Genomic DNA, 15,869 nt, shown 5'->3' on the forward strand with positions numbered 1-15,869 from the left:
TGCGAGGGGATGCGATGACTGACACTCCGGATACCGAACTGGTCGAGGCTCTGCGGGCGTCGATGCGCCGCGTCGAGCGCCTGCGCCGGGAGAACCGCGAGCTGCGGCTGGGCCGCGCGCCCGAGCCGCTGGCCGTGGTGGGCATGGCGTGCCGATATCCGGGCGGCGTCGCGTCGCCGGACGACTTGTGGCGGCTGCTGGCCGAGGGCCGGGACGTGGTGGGGGAGTTCCCGGCCGACCGCGGCTGGGATGTGGCCGGTCTCTTCGACCCGCGGCCGGGCACGGAGGGCAGGTCGTACACCCGGTCGGGCGGTTTCCTCGACGGTGCCGCCGAATTCGACGCGGCGTTCTTCGGTATCAGCCCGCGCGAGGCGGTCGGCATGGACCCGCGCCAGCGGCTGTTGCTCGAGGTGGCCTGGGAGGCACTGGAATCCGCGGGGTTCGATCCGGAAGGGTTGCGCGGCAGCGATACCGGGGTGTTCGTGGGTGTGGCGTCGCCGCAGGAGTACGCGGCGCCGGGTCACGGCATTCCCGCGACCGCCGCCAGTGTGGTGTCGGGTCGGGTGTCGTATGTGCTGGGTTTGGAAGGTCCTGCGGTGACGGTGGATACGGCGTGTTCGTCGTCGTTGGTGGCGTTGCATCAGGCGGGGTTGTCGTTGCGGGCGGGGGACTGCTCGCTGGCGCTGGTGGGCGGGGTCACCGTGATGGCGTCGCCGGAGGTGTTCGTCGAATTCTCACTGCAAGGCGGGCTGTCGCCGGACGGCCGCTGCAAGTCCTTCGCGGCGGCCGCCGACGGGACTGGTTGGTCCGAGGGGGTGGGTGTGGTTGTAGTGGAGCGTGTTTCGGACGCGCTGCGCCACGGTCACGAGATTCTGGGGGTGATCAAAGGGTCGGCGGTGAATCAGGATGGCGCGTCGAACGGTTTGACCGCGCCGAACGGTCCGTCGCAGCAGCGGGTTATTCGTGCGGCGCTGGCGAGTGCGGGTTTATCGGTGAGCGATGTCGATGCCGTCGAAGCGCACGGCACGGGAACGACTCTCGGCGACCCGATCGAGGCGCAGGCGATCCTCGCGACCTACGGGCAGGACCGTCCCGGTGACCGCCCGCTGTGGCTGGGCTCGATCAAATCCAATCTTGGGCACACCCAGGCGGCGGCGGGTGTGGCCGGAGTGATCAAGATGATTCTGGCGCTGCGTCACCGCACGCTGCCCGCCACCTTGCACGTCGACCGCCCCACTCCGCACGTGGACTGGGCGGCCGGGAATGTCGAGCTGCTGACCGAGCCGCGACCGTGGCCGAGTGCGGATCGTCCACGGCGCGCGGGTGTGTCGTCGTTCGGCATTTCCGGCACCAACGCGCATGTGATCGTGGAGGAGGCGCCGGAGCAGGCCGTGCCCGAGGTTGATCGTGCCGGTCTGCCGGTGATTCCGTGGGTGCTCTCGGCGCGCTCGCGGTCCGCGCTGGTCGCGCAGGCTGCCGGGCTTCGTGAATTCCTCGCCGCGCGAACGGAATCGGGCTCGGTCGACATCGGATGGTCGCTGAGTAATCGTTCGCGGTTCGAGCACCGCGCGGTGGTGCTCGGCGGCGATCGGGACGAGTTACTGAGGGGTCTCGGCGAGATTGCCGAAGGGCGGGCAGTGCTCCGCGGGCCCGCGGTGTCGGGTGGTGTGGTGTTGGTTTTTCCTGGTCAGGGTTCGCAGTGGGTGGGTATGGGTCGGGTGTTGTTGGGGGAGTCGGTGGTGTTTGCGGAGCGTTTCGGTGAGTGTGAGGTGGCGTTGTCGGGGTGGGTGGGTTGGTCGTTGGGTGAGGTGTTGGGGGATGGGGGTTTGTTGGGTCGGGTGGATGTGGTGCAGCCGGTGTTGTGGGCGGTGATGGTGTCGTTGGCGGCGGTGTGGGAGTCGTTGGGTGTGGTGGTGTCGGGGGTGGTGGGTCATTCGCAGGGTGAGGTGGCGGCGGCGTGTGTGGCGGGGGTGTTGTCGTTGGAGGAGGGGGCGCGGATCGTCGCGGCGCGGTCGGGCCTCTTGGTGGGTGTGGATGGCGGGGGGATGGTCGCGGTGGGTGCGTCGGAGGGTGCGGTGAGTGGTTGGCTGCGCGGTGGATTGGGTGTCGCCGCGGTGAATGGCCCGGAGTCGGTGGTGGTTTCGGGTCCGCAGGACGAGCTGGACGTATTCGTCGAGACGTGTGCGGGTTCGGGGGTCTCGGTGCGGCGGTTGCCGGTGGGTTACGCGAGTCATTCGGCGGCGGTGGAGGGGATACGGGCGGAACTCGTTGCGGCACTGGCCGATATCCGGCCCCGGGCGGGCCACGTGGACTTCTATTCGTCGGTCACCGGTGAGCGGATCGACGGCACCCTGTTGGACGCCGACTACTGGTTCCGCAATCTACGGTCGACCGTGCGCTTCGAGGACGCCACTCGCGCGGTACTGGGCCAGGGGTGCACGACGTTCGTGGAGGTCAGTCCGCATCCGGTACTGCTCGCGGCGGTGCAGGAGACATTCGACTCGATCACCGATGAGGCGGTGCGTGATCGTGGCCTGGTGACCGTGCCTTCATTGCGGCGCGACGACGGCAGCTGGCGACAGTTGCTCGGCAATGCGGCAACGGCCTGGTCGAGCGGTGTGCCGGTGGATTGGCGGACGCTGTTCGAAGGGGTGGGGGCACGTCGTGTGCCATTGCCCACCTACGCATTTCAGCATGAGCGGTACTGGCTCGACGCCGCCGCGGGGGCACCCGGGCTCGGTGCGGCCGGGATTCGCGCGGCCGACCATCCGATGCTGGCGGCGGCCGTTCACGTCCCGGAGACCGGCGGGATCCGGCTCACCGGTCGACTGTCGGCGACGAATCCGCCCTGGGCGGCCGATCACGTGGTGTTCGGTCGGACGCTGTTGCCGGGAACGGCGTTGGTGGAGTTGGCGATCCGGGCCGGTGACGAAATCGGCTTCCCGGTCGTGGACGAACTCACCCTCACCGCGCCGCTGCTGCTCGATGCGGGTGCGGTCGACGTGCACGTCGCCGTCGGCGCGGAGGAGACCCCCGGCTATCGTCCGGTGCGCGTCTACTCCCGTGTGGCCGTGGCCGATTCCGGTGTCTGGCAGTTGCATGCCGAGGGTCGGCTGGCACAGCATCTCACGGTCTCCGCGTCGCAGCGCGAGCTGGGCTGGCCGCCCCGAGCCGACCTCGTGCCGCTCGACAATCCATACGACTCGCTGCGCGAACGCGGATACGACTACGGCCCGCACTTCGCCGGACTGCGACGGGTATGGCGGCGCGACGACCATCGCTACGCGGAAGCGGAACTGCCGGAGGGACTGGACAGCACCGGATACGGCATCCACCCCGCCCTGCTCGACGCGGCCCTGCACGCGGTGCTGGTGACCGAGGCTGCGGACCGGGCGCCGCTGCCGTACCGGTGGTCGAACGCGGTCCTGCACGCCACGGGGGCCACCCGGGTCCGCGCGGTGATCATCGGCGCGGGCGACAGCTACGATGTCCGGCTCACCGACCCGGCCGGGCAGCCGGTATTCAGTGGAACACTCGAAACCCGCGCCATGACAGCCGAACAACTCCGGACCGGCGACGCCGATGCGCTACCGCTCTACGAACTCGGCTGGATACCACTGGAATTGCCCGACACCGGTCCCGCGACGATCGCGGAGTGGGGATCGGACGACCAACAAGCCGCCGACATAATCCTCCTGCGATGCACGCCGTCGGGCACCGACCCGGCCGAAAAGGCCCGGACCGCAACCACAACCATGCTGGCGGCCCTGCAAAGCTGGCTCGGCGACCCACGCTTCGCCCGATCCCGCCTCCTGATAACCACCACCAACGCAGTAGATGTCACCGGCACCGACCCCGTCGACCCCGCCGCCGCCGCGGTCTGGGGCCTGGTACACGCGGCCCAGTCCGAACACCCACACCGCATCGTCCTACTCGACAGCCCCACCACCCCCACCCAACTGACCGCCATCGCCGCAGCCACCGAACCCGAGATAGCAATCCGCCAATCCCACCTTTGGGTCCCCCGCCTCCGCCCCATCCCCGTCCCACCCCCCACCGCGGCTCCCACACCCACCCTCGCCCCCGCTCCCACGTCCGCCCTCGTGCCCCCACCGCCATCCGCGCTTGCCCTCGCGTCTGCGCCTAAGCCCACGTCCGCGTCCGCGTCCGCGCCGACGTCCTCGCCTGCGCCTGCGTCCGCTTCGGTGCCTACTCCCGTGTCCGAGGCCGCTTCCGTCTCGGAGCGCGGCTCTGACTCGGCACCTGCAGGTGCGCCCCCTTCTGGTCCCGCGCCTGCTTCCACATCCGCGTCGGTGTCTGATGCCATGGCAGCGCCTGCGGCTGCGGCCGCGTCCGGCTCGGACCTGGAGTCCATGTCCGCGTCCTCGGCTGCGCCTACTTCCGCGCGGGCGTCCGGTTCGGCTGCCGTTGCCGGGTTTGGTGGGACGGTGTTGATTACCGGGGGGACCGGGGGGTTGGGGGCCTCTGTTGCACGGCATTTGGTTCGGCGTTATGGGGTGGGGCGGCTGGTGTTGTTGAGCCGGCGTGGGGTGGGGGCGGCTGGTGCGCGTGAGTTGGTGGAGGAGTTGGCTGGGGTGGGGGCCGTGGTGGAGGTTGTCGAGTGTGATGTGACGGATCGGGGCGCGTTGGCGCGGGTGGTGGAGCCGTTGCGGTTGTCGGCGGTGGTGCATCTGGCCGGTGTGCTCGATGACGGGGTGGTGCAGGCGCTTACAGCGGAGCGGCTTGCGGATGTGTTGGCGCCCAAGGTGAATGGGGCCTGGCATCTGCACGAATTGACTGCGGACAAGGAGTTGTCGGCGTTCGTCGTGTTTTCTTCGACGGCGGGTGTGCTGGGGGGCGCGGGGCAGGCCAATTATGCGGCTGCCAATAGATTTCTCGACGGGCTGATCGCGCACCGGCGCCGCCTCGGGCTGGCGGGCGTGGCCGTGGCGTGGGGGTTGTGGGACGAGACGACCGCGATGACCGCGCACCTGACGGGTGTCGAGGCCGGGGGCTCGGGTATCGGGCGACTGTCGACCGGGCAGGCGCTGCGGCTGCTGGACGACGCCTTGGCCGTGGACGCACCGCTGGCTGTGGCGGCGCGGCTGGACACCGTTGCCCTGCGCGCGCGGGCCGCGGAAGGCACACTGCCGCCGGTGTTCTCGGCGCTCGTGCCGAGCCGCCGGACAGCCGTGGTCGGTCCGCCCGCCGAAAGTCTGCGTGATCGGCTGCGGGATCTCGACGCGGAGCAGCGATTCGAGACGGTGCTCGGTATCTGCCGGAGTCAGGCCGCCGCGGTGCTGGGGCACAGTGGTCCCGCCGCGATCAATGCGAGCCACGCCTTCCGGGATCTCGGGTTCGACTCCCTCGCGGCGGTGCGCTTCCGCAACGGACTCGGCGCGGCAACGGGTTTGACGCTGCCCTCGACCGTGGTCTTCGACCACCCGACGCCACGCGCCCTCACCCGGTTTCTGCTCACCGAACTCACCGGCGACGACTCGTCCGCGCCCCGGCCGGCCCCCGTCACTGCCGGAACGGACGAACCCTTGGCGGTGGTGGGCATGGGATGCCGGTTCCCCGGCGGCGTCGCGTCGCCGGACGACCTGTGGCACATGGTGGCCGAGGGCCGCGACGTGGTAACCGACTTCCCGGCCGACCGGGGATGGGATATCGAGCGGCTGTACGACCCGCAACCCGGCGTGGCCGGCAAGTCGTCGACCCGATCGGGCGGATTCCTCGATGGCGCCGCGGAATTCGACGCGGCATTCTTCGGCATCGGCCCGCGTGAAGCCGCGGAGACCGACCCGCAGCAGCGGCTGCTGCTCGAGGTCGTGTGGGAGGCGCTGGAAGCCGCGGGTATCGACCCGAAGTCGTTGCACGGCAGCGACACCGGCGTGTTCACCGGCCTGATGTATCACGACTACCCGGCCAGCGACGGCAAAGGATCCATCGCCTCGGGTCGGGTGTCGTATGTGCTGGGTTTGGAAGGTCCTGCGGTGACGGTGGATACGGCGTGTTCGTCGTCGTTGGTGGCGTTGCATCAGGCGGGGTTGTCGTTGCGGGCGGGGGAGTGCTCGCTGGCGCTGGTGGGCGGGGTGACGGTGATGGCGTCGCCCGCCGTGTTCGTGGAGTTCTCCGCACAGCGCGGATTGTCGGGGGACGGCCGCTGCAAATCGTTCGCGGCGGCCGCCGACGGAACCGGCTGGGCGGAGGGCGTGGGTGTCGTTGTGGTGGAGCGTCTGTCGGACGCGATACGCAACGGCCACGAAATCTTGGCGGTGGTCAAAGGGTCGGCGGTGAATCAGGACGGCGCGTCGAACGGTTTGACCGCGCCGAACGGTCCTTCGCAGCAGCGCGTCATCCGCGCGGCCCTGGCGAGCGCGAATTTGTCGGTGAGCGATGTCGATGCCGTCGACGCCCACGGCACCGGAACAACTCTCGGCGATCCCATCGAAGCGCAAGCGCTCGTGGCGACCTACGGGCAGCGTGCCGCGGACGGCGAGCCGCTGTGGCTCGGTTCGGTGAAGTCGAACATGGGCCATGCCCAGGCGGCGGCGGGTGTGGCAGGTGTGATCAAGATGGTCCAGGCCATGCGGCATGGCGTTCTGCCGAAGACCCTGCATGTGGATGAGCCGTCGCCGCATGTGGATTGGTCCGCGGGGCATGTCGAACTGCTGACCGAGCAGCGGCCGTGGCCGGATCTGGGTCGTCCGCGGCGGGCGGCGGTGTCGTCGTTCGGCATCTCGGGGACCAACGCCCACGTCATCCTCGAACAGCCCCCGCAACCGGAACCGGTCGAAAGCCCTGCGCGAGAACAGATGCCGGTGATCCCGTGGCTCGTCTCCGCCCGAACCCGCCCCGCACTCGCGGCGCACACCGCCCAGCTGAGCGAATTCGTCACCGCGCGCCCGGAATTGGCCGCCGCGGACATCGGAGCATCGCTGACCTACCGCTCCGCACTCGAATACCGCACGGCCGTAGTCGGCCGCGACCGCGACGAACTGCTCGCCGCGTGGGCGCAGGCGGCCGCGACACCTGCGGCGGTGTCGGGTGGTGTGGTGTTGGTTTTTCCTGGTCAGGGTTCGCAGTGGGTGGGTATGGGTCGGGTGTTGTTGGGGGAGTCGGTGGTGTTTGCGGAGCGTTTCGGTGAGTGTGAGGTGGCGTTGTCGGGGTGGGTGGGTTGGTCGTTGGGTGAGGTGTTGGGGGATGGGGGTTTGTTGGGTCGGGTGGATGTGGTGCAGCCGGTGTTGTGGGCGGTGATGGTGTCGTTGGCGGCGGTGTGGGAGTCGTTGGGTGTGGTGGTGTCGGGGGTGGTGGGTCATTCGCAGGGTGAGGTGGCGGCGGCGTGTGTGGCGGGGGTGTTGTCGTTGGAGGAGGGGGCGCGGATCGTCGCGGCGCGGTCGAAGTTGCTGGTGAACCTCACCGGCAGCGGGGGCATGGTCGCTGTCGGTGCGTCGGAGGGTGCGGCGGCGGCTCGGCTGGGGACCGGACTGAGCGTGGCCGCGGTGAACGGCCCGGAGTCGGTGGTGGTTTCGGGTCCCGTGAACGAGCTGGACGCGTTCGTCGACAGCTGCGTCCGCGACGGAGTGCAGGTGCGTCGGTTGCCGGTGGACTACGCCAGCCACTCGACCGAAATGGAACAGATCCGAGCCGAACTCGTTGCGGCACTGGAGGACATCAGGCCCCGCCCCGGCCACGTCCCGTTCTTCTCCTCGGTGACGGGCGGGGTGCTCGCGGGCACCGAGCTGGACGCGGAATACTGGTACCGGAACCTGCGCTCCACCGTGCGCTTCGAGGACGCCACCCGCGCCCTGCTCGCCCACGGTCGTTCGGTGTTCATCGAAGCCAGCCCACACCCGGTGCTGCTCGCGGCGATACACGACACGTTCGACTCCGTCACCGACGAGACGGTGCGTGACCGCGGCCTGGCGACCGTGCCATCGCTGCGCCGCGACGACGGCAGCTGGCAGCAGATCCTCACCAACGCCGCCCACGCCTGGACGCGAGGTGTGCCCGTCGCCTGGCAGCGGCTGTTCGACGACGCGGGCGCACGGCGAATTCCACTGCCCACCTACCCATTTCAACATCAGCGGTTCTGGTCCGATACCCGGGCCACCGCCGACCTCACGACGGCGGGCCTGGAAACCACCGGGCACCCGTTGCTGTCCGCCGTGATCCCCGCGCCCGAGGGCGACGGGGTCCGGCTCACCGGACGCCTGTCACCGACCGTCGCCTGGTTCGCCGACCATGTCGTGCACGGCCGGACCCTGCTGCCCGGCGCGGCCTTCGTGGATCTGGCGGTCCGCGCCGGGGACGAGACCGGCACGCCCGTCGTCGACGAGCTGAGCCTGCTCGTGCCGCTGCCACTGGACCGGGGCGCGATGCAGCTGCACGTGGTCGTCGGCGGTGAGCACCCGGACGGCCGGCGGCCGGTGCGCGTCTACGCGCGACCGGATGCCGCGGAACCCACGCCCTGGCAGCTACACGCCGAAGGGCTGCTCACCGGGGACACCGCCGACACGCACCCCGGACACGAACCCTGGCCGCCGCACGCCGAACCCGTCCACCGCGACGACCCGTACGGCATCCTGAGCGCCCGCGGCTATCACTACGGACCGAGTTTCCAAGGGTTGCAGCAGGTCTGGCGGGACGGCAACCACACCTACGCCGAGATCGCGCTGCCGGAGGGCGTCGAACCCGGCGGATACGGCATCCATCCGGCATTGCTCGACGCCGTGCTGCACGCCGTGCTGCCCGAGGCCACCGAGAACGGCGTGACGCCGCTGCCGTACCTGTGGTCGGGTGCGGTCCTGCACGCCACCGGCGCCACCCGTGTCCGGGCGACCATCGTCACCACCGCCGGCGACACCTACAGCGTCCGGCTTGCCGACCCGGCCGGGCAGCCCGTCTTCACCGCCACCCTGCGCACCCGGCCGCTGTCCGCGGAGCAACTCCAAGCCGGGGACACCGCGCGGCCACTGCACGAAGTCTCGTGGAAAGAGCTGGGCGACACGGCTGCTCAGCGTTTCGACGGAGATATCCGAGTAATCGACCTCGCGGACTTCGCCGATGCGATCACCGACGACCCGATCCCCGACATACTCGTGGTCCGCTGCCCGAGCGCCGGCGACATCGACGGTAACGACCTGATCCGCGAGGTGCACACCCTCACCCACCGGGTACTCGACATGCTGCGCGGCTGGCTCGCCGACGACCGCTGCCTGCACAGCCGCTTGGTCGTCGAGACCTGCGGCGCGGTGGCCACGCCCGGCGCACCGGCCGAGGACCTGGCCGCCGCGGCCGTCTGGGGGCTGGTGAGTTCGGCACAGGCCGAATACAGCGACCGCATAGTGCTCGCGGACACCGACGCGCGGACCGATCCGGCCACTTACCTCACCACCGCCGAGGACCGCCTCGCCGTCCGCGGCGGACGTGTCTACGTCCCACGGATCGGCGAAATCGAGCCCGACCCCACCGCCGAAGCGGTCACCGACCCCTTTGCCGTACAACTGGATTCGGGCACCGTGGTGATCACGGGAGGCACCGGCGGCCTGGGCGCGGTGCTGGCCCGGCATCTGGTACGTGAGCACGGCGTCCGGTCGCTGCTGCTGCTCGGCCGCCGCGGCGCGGACGCCCCCGGCGCCGCCGACTTGGCGGCCGACCTGACCGCGGCGGGAGCGCGGGTCCAGCTCGTGGCGGCGGATGTCGCGGACCGGGAGGCCGTGCGCGCCGCGCTCGCGGCGGCGCCCCCGGACGCGCCCGTGGTCGGCGTCGTCCACGCCGCCGGCGTGCTCGCCGACGCCGTCCTGCCCGACCAGACCGCGCATCGGGTCGACGCCGTCTTCACGCCCAAGGTGGACGGCGCCTGGCATCTGCACGAACTCACCGCGGGCACCGACCTGGCCGCCTTCGTCCTGTTCTCCTCGGTCGCCGGGACCCTCGGCGCGGCCGGGCAAGCCAATTACGCTGCCGCGAACAGCTTCCTGGACGCGCTGGCCTCCTACCGCCGCGCCCGCGGCGCCGTCGCCACATCGATCGCGTGGGGCCTGTGGGACGACAGCACCGGAATGACAGGTCATCTCGCCGGAACCGATCTGCATCGGCTGCAGCGCGCCGGAGTCGCCGCCATGACGCGGGACCACGCGCTCGCCCTGTTCGACCGCGCGCTGAGCACCGAGACCAGCGCGGTGATCGCCGGACGATGGGATCTCCCGGAACTGCGCTCGCGCGCCGCCGCCGGTACGCTGCCGTCGATCTTCGCCGATCTCGTGCCCGCACAGCGGGCCACCGCCACGCGCGTCCCGGCGCCGGGCGCGCTGTCACAGGAACTCGCGGGGCTCGGCGAGACACAGCGGTACGAGCATGTGCTGGACCTCGTGCGCTCCCGGGCGGCCGCGGTACTCGGCCATACCGACGCCCAGCAGATCGAGTCCGGACACGCCTTCAAGGACATCGGTTTCGACTCGCTCGACGCCGTCGCCTTCCGCGACCAGATCGGCGCGGCGACCGGCGTCAGGGTGCCCGCGAGCGCCGTCTTCGACTACCCGACCCCCCGCCTGCTGACCCGCTACCTGGTCGGCGAACTGACGGGCAGCGGCCTGCCGCAGCAGGTGCACAGAGCCGCGGTCGCGAGCGCGGAACCGCTGGCCGTCGTGGGGATGGCGTGCCGATATCCCGGCGCGGCGTCGCCGGACGAGCTGTGGGACATCGTGCTCGGCGGGCGGGACGTGATGGGCGAGTTCCCGGACAACCGGGGTTGGGACCTCGGACGGTTGTACGACCCGGAACCCGGTGTGGCCGGGAAGACCTACGTGCGCGAAGGCGGATTCCTCCAGGACGCCGGGAGTTTCGACGCCGGGTTCTTCGGCATCACGCCGCGCGAGGCGCTCGGGATGGACCCGCAGCAGCGGCTGCTGCTCGAGGTCGCCTGGGAGGCGCTCGAGCACGCCGGAATCGACCCGAAATCGTTGCAGGGCAGCGCGACCGGTGTCTTCGCGGGCGTGGCCTCACCGCAGGGGTACGGCGCCACCGGATACGGCATTCCCGCGATCGCGGCCAGCGTCGCGTCGGGTCGGGTGTCGTATGTGCTGGGTTTGGAAGGTCCTGCGGTGACAGTGGATACGGCGTGTTCGTCGTCGTTGGTGGCGTTGCATCAGGCGGGGTTGTCGTTGCGGGCGGGGGAGTGTTCGCTGGCGCTGGTGGGCGGGGTGACGGTGATGGCGTCGCCCGCCGTGTTCCTGGAGTTCTCGTTGCAGGGCGGTTTGTCGGGGGACGGCCGCTGCAAGTCGTTCGCGGCGGCCGCCGACGGGACGGGCTGGGCCGAGGGCGTGGGAATGCTTGTGGTGGAGCGCCTTTCGGATGCCGTGCGCCACGGTCACGAGGTGCTGGCGGTGGTCAAGGGGTCGGCGGTGAATCAGGATGGCGCGTCGAACGGTTTGACCGCGCCGAACGGTCCGTCGCAGCAGCGGGTCATTCGTGCCGCGCTCGCGAACGCCGAGCTTACGGTGGGCGATGTCGATGCCCTGGAAGCCCACGGTACGGGCACCACTCTCGGCGATCCCATCGAGGCGCAGGCGGTGCTGGCGACCTACGGGCAGCGTGCCGCGGATGGTGAGCCGTTGTGGCTGGGTTCGGTGAAGTCGAACATGGGTCACGCGCAGGCGGCGGCGGGTGTGGCGGGGGTGATCAAGATGATTCAGGCGATGCGGCACGGGGTGTTGCCGAAGACCCTACATGTGGATGAGCCGTCGCCGCATGTGGATTGGTCCGCGGGGCATGTCGAACTGCTGACCGAGCAGCGGCGGTGGCCGGATCTGGGTCGTCCGCGGCGGGCGGCGGTGTCGTCGTTCGGTATCTCGGGGACCAACGCCCACGTCGTGCTCGAGCAGGCGCCGGTCGCCGTGCCGGACCCGACACCGGAACGTACAGTGCCGCTGATCATTCCGTGGGTGGTATCGGCGCGATCCCGGACGGCCTTGTCGGCGCAGCTGGCACGGTTGCGTGAATTCGTCACGGAGCGGCCCGAATTGGAAGCCGTCGAGGTGGGTGCGGCGCTGACACGCCGGACAGTGTTCGAGCACCGGGCGGTGGTGACCGGGACCGGCCGTGCGGAACTGCTGGCCGCGGCGGCCGAAGTGACACCTGCGGAACAGGTTCCGGGCCGGACGGTGTTCGTATTCCCCGGACAGGGATCGCAGTGGCCGGGTATGGGCCGCGAGCTGTACGAGGCGTATCCGGTGTTCGCCGCAGCATGGGACGCCGTCGAGGAGCATCTCGGCCTGCCGCTGCGCGCGATCGTGTGGGGCGAGGACGCCGACCTGCTGGCGCAGACCGAAAATGCCCAGGCGGGCTTGTTCGCCGTCGAGGTCGCCCTTTTCCGGCTACTGGAATCGTGGGGCGCGACACCCGATGCGGTCGTGGGCCATTCGGTGGGTGAGATCGTCGCCGCGCACGTCGCGGGCGTGCTGTCACTCGCCGACGCGGTGCGCGTGGTCGCCGAACGCGGCCGATTGATGCAGTCGCTGCCCGGCGGCGGCGCGATGATCGCCGTGCGGGCGAGCGAGGACACGGTGCGCCCGCGGCTACTCGACGGCGCGGAGATCGCCGCGGTCAACGGCCCGCGGTCGGTCGTGCTCTCCGGGGACGTGGCGGCCGTCGAACAGGTGGCGGCGCCCCTGGCGGCCGAAGGCTGCCGCACCAAGCGGCTCACCGTATCCCACGCATTCCACTCGGCATCGATGGAACCGATCCTGTCCGACTTCGCCGCGGCCATCGCGGACATCTCGCCCCGTGCGCCACGGCTGCCGGTGAGCGCCGGCCTCAGCGGCGAACTCGGCGCGGACGAATACGGCAGCGCCACATACTGGGTGCGGCACGTGCGTGAAGCGGTGCGATTCGGTGACGGGATCGCGACGCTGCGCGAACACGGCGCCCGGCGGTTCGTGGAGGTCGGGCCCGACAGCGGGCTGACGGCCACCATCGCCGACATCATCGACGACGCGGCGGTGATCGCGACACTGCCTACACCCGGCGGCGAACCGGTCGCGGTCGTCGCGGCCCTGGGACGACTGTTCGAGGCCGGGCACGACGTCGAGTGGTCGCGGTTCTTCGAGGGAACCGGCGCACGCCGAATCACCCTGCCCACCTACGCCTTCCAGCGCGAGAACTATTGGCTCACGGCGGCGCCCGGGGGCGACGCCACCGAGTTCGGGCTGCGCCCGATCGACCACCCACTGCTCGCCGGTGTGGTCGACAATCCCGACACCGCGGCGGTGACGCTGGCCGGGCAGCTGTCGCCGCGCACCCATCCATGGCTGGCCGACCACGCGATCCTCGGCACCACCCTGCTGCCCGGCACCGCCTTCGTCGAACTCGCGCTCCGCGCCGGGCACACGGTCGGCCTGACGGTGCTGCGGGAGCTGACCCTGGCCGCGCCGCTGCCGCTCGATCGGCACGGCGCGCAGCTCCGGGTGCTCCTCGGCGCTCCCGACGGCGACGGGCGGCGGTCCGTGGCCGTATATTCGCGCACCGACGACGTCGCGTGGATCCAGCACGCCGAAGGTATTCTCGCCGCAGCGGATTCGACCAATTCCGGTGACACGGTGCCGGACGGCCCGCCCGACCCGGCGCAGCGTTTGGACCCGCCGGGGCTGTACACCATGCTGGCCGACCGCGGCTACGACTACGGTCCGGCCTTCCACGGACTGCGCGGCGCCTGGCGTGCGGACGGCGAAGTGTACGTCGAGGCGGCGCTGCCCGAAACAGTCGACGCGCAGGGCTATCTCCTGCATCCGGCGCTGCTCGACGCGGTGCTGCACGCCGTTCTGCTCGCCGCCGACGACACCGGAGACACCCTGCTGCTGCCCTTCTCCTGGAGCGGCGTGCGCCTGACCGGTCCGGGCGCCACCCGCGTGCGAGCGCGGATCTCGCCGACCGGCCCGGACACCGTGACGGTCAAGGTCGCCGACGAATCCGGCCGTCCTGTGCTCACCGTCGAAAACCTGCGCTCCCGGCCGGTTTCCGCCGCGCAGCTGGTTTCCGGCGCGGCCGCACATCTGCACGGCCTCCACTGGATCGAGCAGGCCGCACCCGCCGCCGACCCCGGCACCGTCGCGGTGACCGACCCGCCCGGTCTCGCCGCGATGTCCGGGCGCAATGGCGACGGGCCGGACGCGGTCGTCGTGGAATGCGGTGCGGCCGAATCGGATTCCGCTGCCACCGTGCCCGCGGCCGCACGCGAGGTGCTGCATCTCGTGCAGCCCTGGCTCGGCGACCCGCACAACGAGCGGACGCGGCTGATCATTGCGACCCGCGCGGCCGTCGATCTCGGGACGGGCGCACCGGACCCGGCGGCCGCAGCGATCTGGGGGCTCGTCGCCGCGGCACAATCCGAACACCCGGGCCGTATCGCCCTGGTCGACCTGGCGGCGGGCGGCGATCTCGACGCCGCCACGATCGCGCGATGCCCGGAGCCGCAATCGGCGGTTCGTGGCGACAGCGTGTTCGTGCCACGCCTGGAACGGATACCGGACGGCAACGGCCCGCGTCCCGAATTCGGTTCCGGGACAGTGATAGTCACCGGCGGCACCGGTGGGCTCGGTGCGTTGCTGGCACGCCATCTGGTGACCGAGTACGGGGTACGGTCGCTGCTGCTGATCAGCCGCCGGGGCGCGGCCGCGCCGGGCGCCACCGAACTGGCCGGCGACCTGACCGCCACCGGCGCCCGGGTGCGGATCGCCGCCGCCGATGTCGCCGACCGGGAGGCGCTGCGTCGCGCGCTGGCCGACGTGCCGGACGACGCGCCGCCGACCGGAGTGGTGCACGCCGCCGGTGTCCTCGACGACGCGGTGCTGGCCACCCAATCTGCGGACGGCATCGACCGGGTATTCGCACCGAAGGTGGACGGCGCCCGGCACCTGGACGAACTCACCGGCGGCGCCGAGCTCGCCGCCTTCGTGCTGTTCTCCTCGGTCGCCGGCGTACTGGGCACCGCCGGACAGGCCAACTACGCCGCCGCCAACCGCGCCATGGACGCGCTGGCCGCCCGGCGGCGATCCCGGGGGTTGCCCGCCACCTCGATCGCATGGGGCCTGTGGGACGAAAACACCGGAATGACAGGGAATCTCGCGGCAGCCGACCGCGAACGGGTGCGTCGGGCGGGTGTGGCCCCGATGTCGAGCGAGTACGCGCTGCGACTGTTCGACGACGCCGTGCGCACCGACCGCAGCGTCGTCGTCGCCGCGCGCTGGGACCTGCCGGGCTTGCGAGCCCGAGCCAGCGCGGGCATGCTGCCGCCCTTGTTCGGCGGACTCGTGCCCACGCCGACCGACGCGGGCGCCGGGACACCGATCGCGCACCTGCGGGAAAGGCTGCGCGGCGCGGCGCCCGCGCAACGGCCGGACCTGGTGCTCGACGCCGTCCGCGCACACACTGCCGCCGTTTTGGGCCGCGCCGAGGCCGACGGCATCGACCCGGACCGGGCCTTCACCGATCTCGGCTTCGATTCCCTGGGCGCGGTCGAATTCCGCAACCGGTTGAGCGCCGCGACCGGGCTGCGGCTGCCCGCGGGGCTGGTATTCGACCGGCCGACGCCGCTGGCGCTGAGCGACTACCTGCACGAGATCCTCGCCCGCGAACTGGCGGAAACCACAGCGGCGCCGACGGATTCGCTCGACGGCCTGCTGGATCGGCTCGACGCCGCGCTGTCGCGGACCATCGATCCCGGCCGTTCCGCCGATCGCGCGCGGGTACTGCACCGACTGCACACCCTGGCCGCGAAATGGGAGAACGGCGAACGGCCCGGCACCGACGACGACATCGAAGCCGCGACCGGCGACGAGCTTCTCGCGATCATCGATCGCGAACTCTGA

1 protein-coding gene is annotated in these 15,869 nt (G+C 70.9%); it reads left to right on the forward strand.

Features of this window, described 5'->3' with window-relative positions; all coding sequences use genetic code 11:
- Positions 1–14: 14 nt before the first annotated feature.
- The gene (locus tag ACFMRZ_RS03545; RefSeq protein ID WP_400177889.1) at positions 15–15,869 is read left to right on the forward strand and encodes an SDR family NAD(P)-dependent oxidoreductase; all 15,855 of its coding nucleotides are present in this window, start codon (positions 15–17) and stop codon (positions 15,867–15,869) included.

The sequence above is a fragment of the Nocardia sp. N2S4-5 genome (assembly GCF_044628355.1).
In the GTDB taxonomy this organism is placed as follows: Bacteria; Actinomycetota; Actinomycetes; order Mycobacteriales; family Mycobacteriaceae; genus Nocardia; species Nocardia wallacei_B.

What these genes read in the sequence shown, in the direction of transcription:
- ACFMRZ_RS03545 (WP_400177889.1), top strand. Translation starts at nt 15, where the DNA reads ATGACTGACACTCCGGATACCGAACTGGTCGAGGCTCTGCGGGCGTCG.